Annotated in this window: 17 protein-coding genes; 11 read left to right on the top strand and 6 right to left on the bottom strand. The window is 71.8% G+C overall.

Features of this window, described 5'->3' with window-relative positions:
- The 3 genes from VQ03_RS13445 to VQ03_RS13435 all read right to left on the bottom strand — a co-directional run.
- Positions 1–779, bottom strand: a 779-nt coding sequence (locus VQ03_RS13445; RefSeq protein WP_053078565.1) for a transporter substrate-binding domain-containing protein, incomplete at its 3' end; no start/stop codon positions are given.
- 250 nt (positions 780–1,029) lie between these two features.
- Entirely contained in the window at positions 1,030–2,931 is a 1,902-nt protein-coding gene (locus VQ03_RS13440) for a glycoside hydrolase family 15 protein (protein WP_083467981.1), read from the bottom strand.
- 192 nt (positions 2,932–3,123) lie between these two features.
- Complete coding sequence (locus VQ03_RS13435; RefSeq protein WP_053078564.1) at positions 3,124–5,892, bottom strand: heparinase II/III domain-containing protein; 2,769 nt, start codon at positions 5,890–5,892, stop codon at positions 3,124–3,126.
- A 237-nt stretch (positions 5,893–6,129) separates the two neighbouring features.
- On the opposite strand from VQ03_RS13435, the gene VQ03_RS13430 reads away from it, so the two are divergent.
- The 10 genes from VQ03_RS13430 to fliP all read left to right on the top strand — a co-directional run bounded on the left by VQ03_RS13430 (position 6,130) and on the right by fliP (position 12,449).
- On the top strand, positions 6,130–6,510 hold the full coding sequence (locus VQ03_RS13430) for a flagellar basal body protein (protein ID WP_048451390.1): 381 nt from the start codon (positions 6,130–6,132) through the stop codon (positions 6,508–6,510).
- The gene (flgC, locus tag VQ03_RS13425) at positions 6,507–6,923 is read left to right on the top strand and encodes a flagellar basal body rod protein FlgC (RefSeq protein WP_048451389.1); all 417 of its coding nucleotides are present in this window, start codon (positions 6,507–6,509) and stop codon (positions 6,921–6,923) included. The genes VQ03_RS13430 and flgC overlap by 4 nt, the downstream gene beginning before the upstream one ends.
- 7 nt (positions 6,924–6,930) lie before the next feature.
- Positions 6,931–7,284 carry a flagellar hook-basal body complex protein FliE gene (gene fliE / locus VQ03_RS13420; protein WP_048451388.1) on the top strand — a complete coding sequence of 118 codons (354 nt, stop codon included), beginning with the start codon at positions 6,931–6,933 and terminating at the stop codon, positions 7,282–7,284.
- Between the two features lie 14 nt (positions 7,285–7,298).
- Positions 7,299–8,087 (top strand): flagellar basal-body rod protein FlgG, encoded by a 789-nt coding sequence (flgG, locus tag VQ03_RS13415; RefSeq protein ID WP_048451387.1) that lies wholly within the window; start codon positions 7,299–7,301, stop codon positions 8,085–8,087.
- A 114-nt stretch (positions 8,088–8,201) separates the two neighbouring features.
- Positions 8,202–8,693: a flagellar basal body P-ring formation chaperone FlgA gene (gene flgA / locus VQ03_RS13410; protein ID WP_048451386.1), complete on the top strand. Its 492-nt coding sequence runs from the start codon at positions 8,202–8,204 to the stop codon at positions 8,691–8,693.
- Complete coding sequence (gene flgI / locus VQ03_RS13405; RefSeq protein ID WP_048451385.1) at positions 8,693–9,829, top strand: flagellar basal body P-ring protein FlgI; 1,137 nt, start codon at positions 8,693–8,695, stop codon at positions 9,827–9,829. Before flgA ends, flgI begins: the two co-directional genes overlap by 1 nt.
- A complete protein-coding gene (locus VQ03_RS13400) occupies positions 9,826–10,422 on the top strand; it encodes a MotE family protein (protein WP_048451384.1) in 597 nt (198 codons plus the stop codon). The genes flgI and VQ03_RS13400 overlap by 4 nt, the downstream gene beginning before the upstream one ends.
- Positions 10,422–11,159 carry a flagellar basal body L-ring protein FlgH gene (flgH, locus tag VQ03_RS13395; RefSeq protein ID WP_048451383.1) on the top strand — a complete coding sequence of 246 codons (738 nt, stop codon included), beginning with the start codon at positions 10,422–10,424 and terminating at the stop codon, positions 11,157–11,159. Before VQ03_RS13400 ends, flgH begins: the two co-directional genes overlap by 1 nt.
- 22 nt (positions 11,160–11,181) lie before the next feature.
- Positions 11,182–11,673, top strand: a complete 492-nt coding sequence (locus VQ03_RS13390) for a flagellar basal body-associated FliL family protein (protein ID WP_048451382.1) — start codon at positions 11,182–11,184, stop codon at positions 11,671–11,673.
- Entirely contained in the window at positions 11,670–12,449 is a 780-nt protein-coding gene (gene fliP / locus VQ03_RS13385; RefSeq protein WP_048451381.1) for a flagellar type III secretion system pore protein FliP, read from the top strand. Before VQ03_RS13390 ends, fliP begins: the two co-directional genes overlap by 4 nt.
- Here the strand turns inward: fliP and eutC are convergent.
- On the bottom strand, positions 12,446–13,297 hold the full coding sequence (gene eutC, locus VQ03_RS13380) for an ethanolamine ammonia-lyase subunit EutC (protein ID WP_083467980.1): 852 nt from the start codon (positions 13,295–13,297) through the stop codon (positions 12,446–12,448). The genes fliP and eutC overlap by 4 nt on opposite strands.
- On the bottom strand, positions 13,294–14,673 hold the full coding sequence (locus VQ03_RS13375; RefSeq protein WP_048451380.1) for an ethanolamine ammonia-lyase subunit EutB: 1,380 nt from the start codon (positions 14,671–14,673) through the stop codon (positions 13,294–13,296). The genes eutC and VQ03_RS13375 overlap by 4 nt, the downstream gene beginning before the upstream one ends.
- 443 nt (positions 14,674–15,116) lie before the next feature.
- Here VQ03_RS13375 and VQ03_RS13370 point away from each other — a divergent pair, with 443 nt between their 5' ends.
- Positions 15,117–15,338, top strand: coding sequence for a DUF6894 family protein (locus tag VQ03_RS13370; RefSeq protein ID WP_048451379.1), 222 nt, complete (start codon positions 15,117–15,119; stop codon positions 15,336–15,338).
- 69 nt (positions 15,339–15,407) lie between these two features.
- On the opposite strand, the gene VQ03_RS13365 is transcribed toward VQ03_RS13370, so the two are convergent.
- On the bottom strand, positions 15,408–16,085 hold a 678-nt coding region (locus VQ03_RS13365; protein WP_048451378.1), incomplete at its 5' end, for an SDR family oxidoreductase.

Genomic DNA, 16,085 nt, shown 5'->3' with positions numbered 1-16,085 from the left:
GCCTGCACGATGCTGCGATAGGCCGGGCTCGCCCGCTCCTCCGCCAGCACCGCGTCGATGCGCGCCACCACCTCGCGGCCCCACGGCGTGCCGGCGCACATCACCCGGGCGAAGACCGGTTCGGGGCTCTCCGCGAAGGGCAGGCCCACGAAGGCGTCCGGCGCCCCGATCTGGCGGGCATTGTAGGCCGTGATGCTCGAGAAATCGACGAGGTAGTCGAGCCGGTCGCTCAGCAGCATGCGGTACGCCTCGATGAACCGGGCGTAGGTCTGCCCCGGCGGGTGCTCGCGGAACAGGGCATCGACCGCCGGTGCGATGGCACGGTCGCGCAGTATGCTGGTGCGCAAGGATTGGTGCTCGGTCAGCAGGCTGCGGAGGGAGAGCGGCCCGAGCGCCTCGAAGCGGGCGCGTTTCGAGGCATGCACGACGACGCGCAGCGGATAGAACATCGCCACCGGCCGCGAGAACACCGCGAAGGAGTCGCGCTCGGGCGTCTTCACGCCGCCGACGAAGCACCATTCCGCGCCGTTCTTCAGCTCGGTGACGATGCGCGGGAACGGCACCGTCACGCTCGTGATGCTGTAATCGGTCAGCCGTGAGGCCAGGAGCCGGCGGATCCGGTCGAAGATGCCGGTCTCGCGGTGCTCGCCCTCGGTGATCGTGAAGGGCGGCGCGTCGAAGACCGGCCAGGTGAGCGGCAAGCCCTCGGCCTGCGCCGGTCCGGGCACGAGGAGGCCGAGCGCGACGACCAGACCGGCGAGACCGCGCCACTTGACCATGATGGTTCCCGCCAATCTCGTTCGCTCACCAACGAATGGCCGTCGTCGCTTCAAGATCGGGTTAATCGCGTCCAGGCTCGCCGATGCAGAGTGTCTTATACCCCCGCGCCTTCGCATCGACGTGTCGATGCGAAGGTGTCCGGCGCACAAGCGCCGACGCCCGTTCGGGCTTGCCTCGCGCCTTCGAACAAGTCTGTTCGAAGGCGCGACGGTATTAGGGGAAAGGTGTCTCGGGGGAAGGGTGTCCTGATCAGCTCCCGGGAATGGTTCTTCGGCTGTGTGGCAGCGAGCCGGTGCTCTCGCCCTTTCCCGTCTTGTCCGCCGGCGGCACGATCCACGGCACCCGGCGCCAGCGCGTCTCGCGCAGGGTGCGGTCGGCATAGGTGCCGGCCACCGCCGCCCGACCGCCCTGGGCCGCGAGGTCGAGGACGAGGGCGCTGTGGATGAAGGCGAGATGGCTGAAGGCCTGGGGAAAGTTGCCCAGAAAGGTGCGGTCCTCCGCCACCTCCTCGGCGTAGAGGCCGAGGTCGTTCTGGAGCGCCCGCAAGGCGTCGAATCGGGTCTGCGCCTCCTCGATCCGGCCGAGCCAGGCCAGCGCATCGACGAGCCAGAAGGCGCAGATCAGGAAGGTGCCCTCGTGGCCCGGCAGCCCGTCGTCGTTGCGGTAGCGATAGACGAGCGGGCCGTGGCCGAGCCGCGCGATCACGACCTCGACCGTGCGGGCGAACACCGCCTCGTCGACGGGAAACCCCACCATCGGGGCGATCAGGAGCGCCGCGTCGGGGTCGTCGCCGCCGATATATTGCGGGTAGTAGCCCTCGCGCGGGTGCACCCCCTCGCCGTTGACCCGGGCCACGATCGCCTCCCGCGCCGCGCGCCAGTGCGGCCGCTCGCCGAACAGCCGGATGGCGCGGTCGATCGCGACCCAGTTCATGATCGCGGCGTGCAGGTAGTGCTGTTCGGGCTTGCGCGGCTCCCACAGGCCGGCATCCTTCTCGTGCCAGTGGGCGGCGGCGAAGTCGGCCAGCCGGATCGCCTGGCGCTCCATCGCCTCGGGGATCGTGCCGCCGAGGCTGCGATACAGGTGGATGAGGTCGAGCACCTGGCCGTAGGCGTCGCTCTGGTGCTGCTCGGCCGCCTCGTTGCCGTAGCGCACCGGGGCGCTGCCCCGCCAGCCCTCGAAATGGGCGGCCTCGTGCTCGGTGAGGTCGGTCTCGCCGGCGATGGCGTAGAGCGGGCGCAATCCCCCCTCGTCGCGCTCGGCCAGGGTGCCGACGAAGCGGAAGAACGCCTCCGCCTCCGCCACCATGCCGAACTTCTTCAGCACGTAGAACGACAGGCAGGCGTCGCGGATCCAGCAGAACCGGTAGTCCCAGTTGCGGATGCCGCCGATCTCCTCCGGCAGCGAGGTGGTGGCGGCCGCCACCATGGCGCCCGAGGGTGCGTAGGTCAGCGCCTTGAGGGTGAGCGCGCTGCGCAGGAGCTGGTCGGCGAGCGGCCCGTCATAGGCCGCCCCGACCGACCAGCCGGTCCAGGCCCGGCGCGCCGTCTCCATCAACTCGCGGGGGCGCAGGACGTCGCGTGTCGCCGCCCCGCCGGGATAGAGCGCGAAGGCCTGCTCGCCGCCATGCGCGATGGTGAACCGGACTACCGCGTCGGTCCCCTCGATCGCGACGGGACAATCGGCGATCAGGTCCGGCAGCCCCGCGGCGCCGGCGCCGCCCGGAACCGGGCCAAGCGTGGGGAAGGTCTCGGAGAAGCCCGCCAGCGGCCGGTAGACCGCGCGCATCGGCACCTCGCCGGACACGCCCGAGACCAGGCGCACCAGGCAGGGCAGCGCCCGGCCAGGCTCGGGAGCGAGCATGAAGTCGTGCACCGTCGCCGCCCCGGTGGCGCAGGTGAAGGTGGTCTCGAGGATGTTGGTGCCCGGGAGATAGAGCCGGGCGCTCTCGAAGCGCCCCTCGGGCGCGAGGGCGAAGAAGCCGCCGCGCCTGCGGTCGAGCAGGCGGGAGAAGACCGGGGGTGCATCGAACCGTTCGAGGCAGGCCCAGTCGATCGATCCGTCGCGGGCGACGAGGGCGCAGCCGTGGCAGTTGCTGATGAGCCCGTAGGCCTCGATGGGCTGGTAGGGCCGTGCGTCCGGGTCGTGCATCGGGAATCGGCTCGGGCGAGAGGGGGCCGGGTCACGCGCGCGGGACGGCGCCGGTCGATCCTGTCGCCCTTCCCCGCGCCGTCCGTGACCCTGCGGCATTCGGAACGAAGCGCCGAATCCGCTCCGTGTTCCCGGGAGACGGCGGAAATTTTTTCGCGGATGAAGGACCGGGCGAGACCCGTGGCCTCCCTGTCAGAGCCGCTCCAGGAACCGGCCCAGCTCCTCCCGCGCCAGCACCCGCGCGAGCGAATCCTCCGCCGGGCCGTCGACCGCCATCAGCAGGCCGCCGCAGACCGTGCCGCGGCCCGAGACCGTGTAGCGCAGGGTGCAGGCGGGTTCGAGGAGGCCGGGGCGGCCGACGACGAAGCCCTGCATGGTGCCGGGCCGGTCGCCGCGGCCGATCACGGCCTCGAGGCCCGCCACCCGGCCGGCGATCGCGAACGGCACCAGGCCGAGGCGCCGGCCGCCCTGGCGGGCCTGCACCCGGCGCGGCCCCTCGATGGCCGCCAGGGTCTCGGGTGCGAGCTGCGCGAAGGCCCGGAAGGTCAGGGGACCGCCCTCGTGCGAGGCGAAGCGGTCGATCACCGCGAGGCCCGACAGGTCGTGCGGCAGCACGAAGACCCGCAGGTGGCGGAAGCCCGGCCCGTGAATGGTGGTCTCGACCGCATGGGCGACGGCGCCCGGCAGCGCGAGGCTGCCGCGGTGGAAGCCGCGCCCGGCCACCGGCTCGTGCCCATCAACCACCGCGATGTTGTGGGCGCGGGCCGAGAGCAGGTAGTGGCGCGCCGCCCCGATCTCGACCTGCTCCGAGCCGCCGGCCTCGACGATCCAGCGCGTCGCACCCGCCGCATAGACGTAGGAGCTGCAATCGGCGTGGCCCTGGGGCGAGGTCTCGGCGAAGGTGCAGGCGAAGTGGGCCCAGCCCCGCCCGGCGGTCTCGTGGCGGGCGGACAGGCCATCGGGAAGGAGCGTCGAGGAGGCCGCGGCCGTCGACGTGGCGGCGGGGCGCTGCGCCACCAGCCCCGTGCTGCCGCGCAGCCGGCCGATCCAGCCGGCATCGTCGGTGCCGGAGAACACCTCGCCGAAGGGCGGCAGCCGCCCGCCCGGATCGATGAGGCCGGCGAGGTCCGACAGGGCCGCCTCCGTCCGGGCGGCGACGAGGGGGCCGGGCGCCGCCTCGCCGAGGGGCTCCCGCAGCGCCCGCCCGAGGGTGATGAGGTCGAGGCGCCGGTGGAGCGAGGAATCCGCGAAGTGCCCGTCCGCGGGAAGGAGGATCGGCACGCCGTCGCGCAGGCTCTCGCGGGCGAGCGCGTCCCAGTGGCTCGAGAGCGGCAGGCGCGGCAGGGCGCGGGCCAGCGCCAGGAGCGCGGCGGCGGCCTGGAGCTGGTGCAGGCTCTGCCCGAAGGTGTTCTGCCCGACGATCTCCGCCAGGGCGAAGCCGTGCCGTACCGCCTCCCCGGTCAGGACGGGCGCCGCCGCCCCCGCACCGGGAAGCGCCAGGAGCCCGATCCACACCTCGGCCCGTGCCGGCAGCGCTCCGGGATGCAGGCTCAGGGGATCGGCCGGCTGGCCCCAGGGATTGGCCCGCGACCAGGCCTGCGCGAGGGCGAGCGCCCGGGCCGGCACCGCCTCGGCGAGGGGCAGCAGCCAGGTCAGGGAGTGGTAGGCGAGGCGCCAGGGGATGGCGCGGGAGGGCATGGCGCGGAACGGGTCCTCGCGGAAATCCGGGGATTCCGGCAGGACCCAGTCCGGGCAGCCGGCGAGCCGCAAGGACAGGTTGCCATCGGGCCTCAAGCCGACCGGGCGCTCGGCCTCGGCCCGCAAGGACCGGGCGCGGGCGAGCGGCAGGGCGGCGGCGCCGGCTTCCCCGGGCCCGGGGATCCAGGCAGCCTCGGCGCCCGGGTCGCGATCGAGCCGGGCCGAGAGGCGGGCGAGGAAGCCCGGCGCGTCGAGGAGGTCGTCGCCGCACAGGCTCTCGAGCCGGAAGCGATCCTCGAGCGCCACTTCCGGCGGCCCGAGCAGCTCCACGACGGGCAGACGCTCGCCCTCCTCCTCCCAGGTGCAGAAGCCGAGATCGAGGGAGGTCGCGCCCGGCGGCGGCTCCAGGTCGAGGGTGAAGCGGCGCGCCTGCGGCTGGGCCGGCAGGTTGATCGCCGCGCCCAAGACCGGCCTCGCCCTTTCGCCCGGCCTCGCCCTTTCGCCCGGCCTCGCCCCTTCGCCCGGCTCCTCGGTACCCGGCTTCGCCCCCAGCCCCGGCACCGCGACGGTGCCCGGATAGGGCGGCGGGATCTCCGCCCCGTCGCGGTCGCGGTAGACGAGGCTGACCCGCGCGGCGTGCTCGTCGGGCCGCGCGGCGTGGATCTGCCCGCGCACCACGAGGCCGAGGCCCGGGACGAGGCCGTGGCGCAGGGGCTCGGGCTGCGGCCCGAGGCGGCGGCGGCGGAACGCGCCCGCTCCCAGCGGCGTACCGGGACGAAGGCGCGGTTCGGCGACCGTGACCCCTTCCGTGTTGCGCCAGGAGCGGAGCGTGAGCGAAAGGCCGCGCGCCTGGGGCGGCACCCCGAAGGCGATCCTTACCGGCGCCGCCCGGACGAACTCGCTGCCGGCGGGCTGGCAGGCCGGCCCGGCGATCCAGGCGCTGTGCGGATCGAGCAGGGAGCGGGCGAGGCCGGGCACGTGCTCGACATCGAGGCTCGACCCGTCGGCGGCCAGGAAGTCGAAGCCCGCGAGGAGGAAGTCGAGGGCCTGGCCCCCCTCCTCCTCGGCCGCCCAGGCGAGACGCACCTCCAGGCAGCACCAGGCCTCCGCCGGCAGGTGGCGGAAGGTGAGCTGCACCCGGGACCAGCGGTTGTTGGCGGTGATCGCGTGCTCGCCCTCGCGCGCGCCCGGCCCCGCGCCGCCCGCGTAGCGGGCCTGGACCGGGAGGAAGACCGGCTCGGAGGGCAGCAGGGCCGGAAGCATGGTGCGGAGGGAAGCCTGGGGCGGGTGCCCCGCGCCAGTGCCGGGGAGTGGCCGTCCCTGTCAAGGCGCAGGGATGGCCACTCCCCGGCCGGATCATCGCCGGGCGCGCCTCGCCGGAGGCCCGCCAGCTCCGCCAGCCTCGGGCAAGGTAGCGCTTCTAAACCCGCCGTTACGCGGCAGGGCCCGGGCGTCGGGTCGTTTCGGGACATAAGGAGTGACGGACATGGAGGGGTTCGCGTGACGGGAATCTACCTGTTCGATCTCGCCTCGCTGCACACCCGCTACCTGTCGGTGCGCCAGTCGGTGATCGCCGGCAACGTGGCGAATGCCAACACCCAGGGCTACAAGGCCCGGGACACCGGGGCCTTCGCCCAGGTGCTCGCCAGCGCTGCCAGCGATATGGCGACGACCGCGCAGGCGCATCTCCACGCCCCCGGCCTCGGCGTCCCGGTGCGGCCCGACAAGTCCGGCTGGGACGTGCTCGAGACCTCCAGCAGCGTGAGCCTGGAACAGGAGATGCTGAAGGCGAGCGAAGTGTCGCGCCAGCACAATCTCGATGTCGGGGTGGTGCGCAGCTTCGACCGCATGCTGAAGCTGGCCGTGAGGAGCGGATCGTGATCGACCCCCTGCTGGCCGCCTCCCGCCTCGCGAGCGCGGGCCTCGAGGCCCAGTCCCTGCGCATGCGGGTGGTGTCGGAGAACCTCGCCAACGTCCAGTCGACGGGCGACGCGCCCGGCGCCGACCCCTATTCGCGCAAGACCGTGACCTTCAAGGCCGAGCTCGACCGGGCGGTCGGCGCCGCCTCGGTCAAGGTCCGCGACATCGACACCGACAAGACCCCGTTCCGGGTCGAGTACGACCCGAGCAACCCGGCGGCGGACCAGAACGGCAACGTCAAGCTGCCGAACGTGAATTCCCTCATCGAGATGGCCGACATGCGCGAGGCCAACCGCTCCTACGAAGCCAATCTGCAGGTGATCAAGCAGGCCCGCGCCATGGTGGCCAGCGTGATCGACCTCCTGAGGACATGAGCATCCGATGATCGAGGCCCTCACCCTCTCGGCCTTCGACCGGGCCGCGGCATCCGCCCGTCCCGAGTCGGCCGCCTCCGTCCAGCGCGCCGCGCTGCCCCCGGTGACCGGCGCCGCGATGCCGGGCGCCGACGGCGCCGCGCCGGCCGATTTCGGGCAGATCATGGCGAGCTTCGCCTCGAACGTGCGCAACGACCTGCGCGCCGGCGAGGCCGCCTCGATCGCCGGCATCCAGGGCAAGGTCTCGACCCAGCAGGTCGTCGAGGCGGTGATGTCCGCCGAGCAGAGCCTGCAGACCGCGGTCGCCATCCGCGACAAGGTCGTGTCCGCCTATCTCGAACTGAGCCGCATGGCGATCTGAGGATTTCACGAAAGATGAGAGCGCTCGCCGTCGCCGCCACGGGCATGTCCGCCCAGCAGCTCAACCTCGAGGTCATCGCCAACAACATCGCCAACCTGAACACCACCGGGTTCAAGGGGGCACGCGCCGAGTTCACCGACCTGCTCTACCAGGCCGAGCGGCAGCAGGGCGTGCCCAACCAGGCCGGCCAGGAGGCGATCCCCGAGGGCGCGATGCTCGGCCTCGGCGTGCGCGCGGCGGCGATCCGCAACCTGCACCGCCAGGGCCAGCTCACGAATACGGCCAACCAGCTCGACCTCGCCATCAACGGCCGCGGCTATTTCCAGATCCAGAGCCCGAGCGGCGAGGTCAACTACACCCGCGCCGGCGCCTTCAACAAGAACGCCACCGGCCAGCTCGTCACGCTCGAGGGCTACACCGTCGACCCGGCGATCCTGATCCCGAACAACGCCACCGAGATCACCATCAACCAGTCGGGCCAGGTCTTCGCCAAGATCGAGGGCCAGGTGGCGCAGCAGAATATCGGCCAGCTCACCATCGCCAACTTCGCCAACGAGTCGGGTCTGGAGCCCCTCGGCAACGGCCTCTACCGCGAGACCCCGGCCTCGGGCGCGGCGGTGATCGGCAATCCCGGCGACGTGAGCTACGGCAAGATCCAGCAGGGCTACCTCGAAGGCTCGAACGTCGATCCCGTCAAGGAGATCACCAGCCTGATCACCGCCCAGCGCTCGTTCGAGATGAACTCCAAGGTGATCCAGGCCGTCGACGAGATGGCGGGCACGATCTCCAAGGGCATCCGGTAGGCCGGGCTTCCGGCCGGACCGGGCGTCGAAAGCCTGAATTCCGAAACCCCGACTTCGGTGAGACTGCCTCGTCGCCGGCCCCGGCGGCGCCCCTCCTCCCGGCGCGACACCCTCATGCGTTCCCTTCTCCGGCGCTTCCTCCTGCTTCTGGCGCTCCTCGGCCTCCCGGTCGCCTTCGGCCTGGCTCCCTCGCCCACCGCCCTGGCGGCAACGGACGAGATGCTGCTGCCGGTGCCGACCGTGACGATCTATCCGGGCGACACGATCAAGGAGTCGATGCTGCGGCTCCAGGCCTACCCGACGACCTACCGGGCCCGGGCCGCGGTGATCGATGCGCCGATGGCCATCGTCGGGCGCACCGCCCGCCGGATGCTGCTGCCGGGCGAGCCGGTGCCGGTCAACGCCGTCGACGATCCCCGCCTCGTCAGCCGCGGCACGCCGACCCAGATGGTGTTCGAGGAGAACGGCCTCGTCATCACGGCGGTCGGGGCGCCGTTGCAGAATGGCGGTCTCGGCGAGACCATCCGGGTGCGCAACACCGACACCAACCGCATCGTGCTGGGCACCGTGATGGCGGACGGCCGCATCAAGATCGGCGGCTTCTGATGCGCGCCGCCCTCCGCGTCGCGCTCGCCCTCGCCGTCGGCCTGGTGCCGGCCATCCCGACGCACGCCGCCGCGCCGGTGATCGCCACCGGCGGCTTCACCCGGATCAAGGACGTCGCCAGCCTCAAGGGCGTGCGCGACAACCAGATCGTCGGCTACGGCCTCGTCACCGGCCTGCAGGGCACCGGCGACACCCTGCGCAACGCCCAGTTCACCGAGCAGTCGCTCCAATCGATGCTCGACCGGATGGGCATCAACGTGCGCGACGCGCGCCTGCGCACCCGCAACGTCGCCGCCGTGATGGTGACGGCCGACCTGCCGCCCTATGTCGGCGCCGGCTCGCGCATCGACGTGACCGTGACCTCCCTCGGCGACGCGACCTCCTTGCGCGGCGGCACCCTCCTCATGACCCCGCTCTCGGGCGGCGACGGCAACGTCTACGCGGCCGCGCAGGGGCCGCTCGCCGTCTCGGGATTCTCCGCCCAGGGCCAGGCCGAGCAGCTGACGCAGGGCGTGCCGACCGCCGGGCGCATCCCCAACGGCGCGCTCATCGAGCGCGAGGTGCCCGGCGCCTTCCGCGACCTGCCCGAGCTGATCTTCGAGCTGAAGAACCCCGACTTCAAGACCGCCACCATGGTGGCCGACGCCATCAACGCCTACGCGATCGGCCGCTTCCGCCGCCGCATCGCCAGCCCGCGCGACCAGCGCTCGGTGGTGCTCCAGCGCCCCCGCGACATGATCCTGCCGCGCCTCGTCGCCGAGATCGGCGACCTGACGATCCAGCCCGACGTGCCGGCCCGGGTCGTGGTCGACCAGCGCACCGGGACGGTGGTGATCGGCCGCAACGTGCAGATCTCCACGGTGGCGGTCACCCACGGCAACCTCACGGTGCGAGTCACCGAGACGCCGGAGGTGTCGCAGCCCGCACCGTTCTCCAACGGCCAGACCACGGTGGTGCCGCGCACGGAAGTCACCGCCCGCGAGGAGCAGGGCCGGCTGGCCGTGATCGGCGGCTCGGACCTGCAGACGCTGGTGCGCGGCCTCAACCAGGTGGGCCTCAAGCCCACCGACATCATCGCGATCCTCCAGGCGGTGAAGACCGCCGGCGCCCTCCAGGCGGAGCTCGTCGTGCAATGACCCGGATCTGCCTCACGGCCCTCCTGCTGGCGTTCTCCCTGGCGTTCTCGGGCCCGGCGCTAGCGGCCGGCGACGGCCATGGCGGTGCGGCGAGCGACCCGGCCAAGGACGCGGCGCTGCGGGCCATCGCCGCCCGCGACGCCCCCAAGGAGCCGACCGCCCAGGACTTCGTCGCGAAGGAGGCGGGCAAGGACCCGGGCAAGACGGGCTACTGCGCCACCATCGCGGATGCGGCGGCCGATGCCCGCTTCGCCTGGCAGAAGGAGCAGCTCGCCGCGCTCGAGAAGCAGGTCGAGGAGCGCATCCGCCGCCTGGAGGAGAAGCGCGCCGAGTACGAGGCGGCGGTCCAGCGCCGCAAGGAGTTCCTGGCCAAGGCCGACGAGAGCGTCGTGGCGGTCTACGCCAAGATGCGGGCCGACGCGGCGGCGCTCCAGCTCACCAACATGCCCGAGGACAATGCCGCGGCGATCCTGGTGAAGCTCAACGCCCGCACGGCGAGCGCGGTGCTCGCCGAGATGGAGGCCTCCCGCGCCGCGTCGCTGGCCCGCAAGATGGCCGAGGCCGGCCGCCGCAAGGACAACGAGAGATCGTGATGACCCGCCCAGCTCCGGCCGCCCGCCTCCTCGCCGCCCGCCTTCTTCCCTTGGCCGTCGCAGGTCTCGCCCTCGCCGGCTGCCAGAGCAAGCTCGACGAGTTCGGCCGCCCGCCGGTCCTGACGCCGATCGGCACCGGGCTCGCCGCCCCGCGCGAGGCCCTGCCCTCGACCTTCGGCTCGCTCCAGAGCCGGCACAGCTACCACTCGACCTGGACGCCGGCGAGCGCAGACCTGTTCCAGGATCCCCGCGCCCGCAACATCGGCGACGTGCTGACGGTCAGCATCCTGATCAACGACAAGGCGCAGTTCGACAACGCCAGCGACCGCTCGCGCAGCCAGAAATCGAGCCTCGGCTTCGATTTCGGCTACGGCGTCTCGGGGCTGAAGGACTCGGCCACCGCCGATACCGGCATCCGCTCCGGCACCGAGACCAAGGGCCAGGGCACCATCGACCGCAAGGAGAACTTGAGCCTGTCGGTGGCCGCGGTGATCACCGAGGTGCTGCCGAACGGCAACCTGCTGATCAGCGGCTCGCAGGAGATCCGGGTCAACAACGAGGTCCGCGTGCTCAACGTCGCCGGCATCGTGCGACCGCGCGACATCTCGCGCCGGAACACCATCGACTACGACAAGATCGCCGAGGCCCGGGTCTCCTATGGCGGCCGCGGCCGGCTGACCGACGTGCAGGCGCCGACCCTCGGCCAGCAGATCTTCGAGACCGTCGCGCCGTTCTGACGGCGACATCCAGGAGCGCGCGATGGCGGACAAGAACGACGAGAAGACGGGCGGCGCCAAGGCCTGGATCGGCGCGCTCGCCCTCTGCACCCTGGTGGCGGTCGGCACCGGCGCGGGCCTCGGCCTGTACCTGATGACGAGCGTCGAGAAGGCGGTCGACCAGAAGACCCGCGAGGCGCAGGAGCACGAGAAGGCCGCCAAGGTGCTGAACTACACCGGCGACCTGACCCTGCGCAGCGTCGGCTCGGTGGTGACGAACCTCGCCGAGCCGGCCGATTCCTGGATCCGGCTCGAATCCTCGGTGGTGTTCAAGACCGGCAGCCTGCCGACCCCGGACATCACGGTGGCGGAGATCAAGGCCGACATCATCGCCTATCTGCGCACGCTCTCGACGGCGCAGATCGAGGGGGCGAGCGGCCTGCAGCACCTGCGCGAGGATCTGAACGAGCGCGTGTCCTTGCGCACCAAGGGGGCGATCCGCGAGCTGATCGTCGAGGCATTGGTGGTCCAGTGAGCCGGCGCCTCCCTCTCGTTCTCGGGGCGCTCGCCCTCCTGCTCCTCCCCGCCGGCGCCGCCCTGGCGCAGGGTGCGGCGGGCGGTGGCGGCGTCACCGGCATCCCGGGCCTCGACGCGCTCCTGCCGCCCGGCAACGGCGCGGCGAGCGGGCGCATCCTCCAGCTCGTCGCCCTGCTCACGGTGCTCTCCCTGGCGCCGGGGCTGCTCGTGATGGTGACGAGCTTCACCCGCTTCGCGGTGGCGTTCTCGTTCCTGCGCTCGGGTCTCGGCCTCCAGAGCACCCCGGCCAACCTCTTCCTCGTCAGCCTGTCGCTGTTCATGACCTTCTACGTCATGGCGCCGACCTTCGACCGGGCCTGGAGCGAGGGCGTGCGCCCGCTGCAGGAGAACCGGATCACCGAGGAGGAGGCCTTCACCCGCATCACCGACCCGTTCCGCGAGTTCATGTCGGCCCAGGTGCGGCCGAAGGACCTCCAGACCTTCCAGGATCTCGCCAGCCGCACCTTCCCGAAGCCTCAGGAGGGCGAGAAGATCGACCTGCGCATCCTGATCCCGGCCTTCATGATCTCCGAGCTGCGCCGCGGCTTCGAGATCGGCTTCCTCATCGCCCTGCCCTTCCTCGTCATCGACATGATCGTCTCCACGATCGTGATGTCGATGGGCATGATGATGCTGCCGCCGACGGTGATCTCGCTGCCGTTCAAGGTGCTGTTCTTCATCTTGATCGACGGGTGGAATCTGCTGGTGAGCGGGTTGGTCAGGTCGTTCTTCTAGGTTTGTTCAGGATCGGGCGCGCGTGAACCCTCCCCTGCAGAGGGGGGAGGGTTGTCGCGTGCGCCGCCAGTGATCGACGTCACCCCCTCCGGCCCCGCTAGCAGCCGGTCGCTCTCGTCCTTCAGCGCCACGCCGGTGAGTCGCCGGGTCAGCGCCTGGTCGATCAGCCAGTGCAGCTTGAACGCCGCCGGCTCGGGCTTGAGCCCCGCCGCCCGCACGTTCGACAGGCAGTTGCGCTCGGCGTCCGAGCGGCCGGGACGCGGGTCGAAGGTGAGATAGATCCCGAGGCTGTCCGGCGAGGACAGGCCGGGCCGCTCGCCGATCAGCACCGCGACGGCGCGGGCCTTGAGCAGGGCCCCGACGGCGTCGCCGAGCGCCACACGGGCTTGCACCGCCACCACCACCGGCGCGAGGCGCCAGCCGGATCCGGCCAGCGCCGGCTTCAGCGCCGTCAGCAGCGGCACCGCGCCCTCGTGCACCGCGCGGGCCGAGAGGCCGTCCGCCACCACCAAGGCGAGATCGACCGGATCGCCGGCCGCCGCGGCGAGCGCGACGGCCGAGGCCTCGTCGAGCCGGCGCCCGAGATCGGGCCGGCGCAGATAGGTCGCCCGGTCGGGTGCTGCCGAGGCCGCCATCAGGGGCGTGAAGCCGAGGGCCGCGATGCCGGCCTGCACCGCCTCCGCGTCGAGGGGCGTGTGCACCGCGTCCCGGGCCTGGGCATGGGCGAGGCCGAAGCGCAGCACCTCGCGGGTCGGCAGGCCGGCCCCGGCCCGACCCAGCGCGATGCGGGCCGGGGTCAGGGCGGCGAGGCGCTGCCAGGCCCCGGCCGGATCGTCCTCCCGGCTCACGCCGCGAGCCCCGGCGCGGCCGCGAGGAGCGGCGCCCCCCCGCCCGGCAGCAGCGCCCCGTCGGGACCGGTCAGGCCCATCCGGGCGAGCCACTCCGAAAATTCCGGCGCCCGCTTCAGGCCCATCACCTCGCGCAGGTAGAGCTGGTCGTGGAACGAGGTCGATTGGTAGTTCAGCATCACGTCGTCGGCCCCCGGCACGCCCATCACGTAGGTCACGCCGGCGGCGCCGAGCAGCGTCAGCAGCGTGTCCATGTCGTCCTGGTCGGCCTCGGCGTGGTTGGTGTAGCAGACATCGACCCCGAGCGGCACGCCCATCAGCTTGCCGCAGAAATGATCCTCCAGCCCGGCCCGGATGATCTCCTTGCCGTCGTAGAGGTATTCCGGGCCGATGAAGCCCACCACCGTGTTGACGAGGAGCGGCCGGAAGGCGCGGGCCACCGCGTAGGCCCGGGCCTCCAGGGTCTGCTGGTCGATGCCGTGATGCGCCTCCGCCGAGAGGGCCGAGCCCTGGCCGGTCTCGAAATACATCACGTTGTCGCCCACGGTCCCGCGCTTGAGCGCCAAAGCCGCCTCCTGCGCCTCCTTCAGCACCGACAGCGTGACGCCGAACGAGGCATTGGCTCCTTGCGTCCCCGCGATCGACTGGAAGACGAGGTCGACCGGCACGCCGCGGTTCATCGCCTCCAGCGTCGTGGTGACGTGGGTGAGGACGCAGCCTTGCGTGGGGATCGCGAAGCGGTCGATCAGCTCGGCGAGGAGGTGCAGCAGGCCGGTCAGCCCCTGGACCGAATCCGAGACCGGGTTGATGCCGATGCAGGCATCGCCGCAGCCGTAAGCCAAGCCGTCGAGGATCGCCGCGGTGATGCCGGCGGGATCGTCGCTCGGGTGGTTGGGCTGGAGCCGCACCGCCAGCGTGCCGGGCAGCCCGATCGTGTTGCGCAGGCGCGTGACCACCCGGGCCTTGCGGGCGACCAGGATCAGGTCCTGGTTTCGCATGATCTTCGACACCGCGGCTGCGATCTCCGGCGTCACCCCCGGGGCGATCACCGCCAGGGTCTCCGACGGGGCGGTGAGCAGGAACTCGCGGAAATCGCCGACGGTCAGGTGACTGACGCGCGCGAAGGCCGCCGCGTCGTGAGTGTCGAGGATCAGCCGGGTGACGTCGTCGGCTTCGTAAGGAATCAGCGGCCGGGCCAGGATCTCGCTGAGCGGCACCGCGGCGAGGCACCAGCGCGCCGCCACGCATTCCTCGGCGCTCCCCGCCGCGAGGCCGGCGAGCCGGTCGCCGGAGCGCGGCGGGCTCGCCTTCGCCATCAGCTCGGCGAGGTCGGCGAAGACGAAGGTCCGCGGTCCGACGACGTGACGATAGCTCATGCAGGGCCTCCAGGGAGACGAGCCTAAGCAGATTTCGCAAAAGTGGTAGCCGGTTTCGCGACAAAAATCTGCGACCGAACAAGAACTTGAGCGGACGAAGCGTTGGCTTGCCAACGCAAGTCTGCCTGGCGCAGGCCGTCCGTCGCGTCAGGCCCCTTCCCTGCCGTCGAGGACGCGCGACCGCACGCCCGCCCTCCAGGTTGACGATGATGCCGTCCAGATCTCGACGACATGACCTCGACCGCTCGGGCGACGCGACATCCGGACGTGTCGCGTACGGCTTGAGGCCCCTCCCGCCGGCGGGATAGGCTGAAGCGAGAGCCGCACCGAATCAGCGGGCGCGCCACCGAAGCGGCCCATGCTTTGCTTGACTTCGCTTAGCCTGCGTTAAGGCCGCAGGTCGCCGGGCCCGGCAAGACCAGGGCGAGCAGGGAGGACATGCCGTGCACCGCTACTTCTTCGACCTCGATGCCGGAACATGGGACGCCCGCGACACGATCGGGGTGGTTCTCTCCGATGCCGGCGCCGCCCGTGCCGAGGCCGTCCTGGCCCTGCGCTCCTGCGCCCTCGACGTGGCCCGGGCCGCCGGCGCGATCCTCGCCATGAACGTCCGCGACGAGACCGGGCGGACGGTGTTCCGGGTATCGCTGGCCGCCGCCGCATAGGGCCGAAGCGAGTTTCCCCACGCCGACATCGCCGCCCCGGAGCCTGACCCGGGGCAGCGTCCCGAACGATCAGATCATCGGCTTGCCGCCGGTCACCGCCACGGTGGCCCCCGAGACGTAGCTCGCCTCCTCGCTCGCCAGCATCACGTAGACGGGCGCGAGCTCGACCGGCTGGCCGGGGCGCTTCATCGGCACCTGGGAGCCGAACTGGCGCACCTTCTCCTCGGGCATGGTCGAGGGGATCAGCGGGGTCCAGACCGGCCCGGGGGCGACGCAGTTCACCCGGATCTCCTTCTCGGCCAGCAGCTGCGCCAGGCCGCCGGTGAAGTTCTGGATCGCCCCCTTGGTGGTGGCGTAGGCGAGGAGCTGCGGGCTCGGCGTATCGGCGTTGATCGAGGTGGTGTTGATGATCGCGCTGCCCGGCCGCATATGCGGCACCGCCGCCTTCGTCAGGTAGAACATCGCGTGGATGTTGGTGCGGAACGTGACGTCCCACTCCTCGTCGCTCATCTCCTCGATCGACTGCACGGTGGCCTGGTGGGCGGCATTGTTGACGAGCACGTCGACCCGCCCGAACGCCGCCACCGCCTTCTCGACGATGGCGCGGCAATGGGCCGGGTCCTTGATGTCGCCGGGCACCAGCACCGCCTTGCGGCCGGCGGCCTCGACGAGCCTGGCGGTGTCCCGGGCATCGTCGTGCTCGTCGTAATAGGCGATCAGCACGTCGGCGCCCTCGCGGGCGAAGGC

This window comes from Methylobacterium tarhaniae (assembly GCF_001043955.1).
GTDB classification, from domain to species: Bacteria; Pseudomonadota; Alphaproteobacteria; order Rhizobiales; family Beijerinckiaceae; genus Methylobacterium; species Methylobacterium tarhaniae.
Note: the sequence above shows the minus strand (reverse complement) of the source record. Positions and strands in the feature narration are given on the sequence as shown.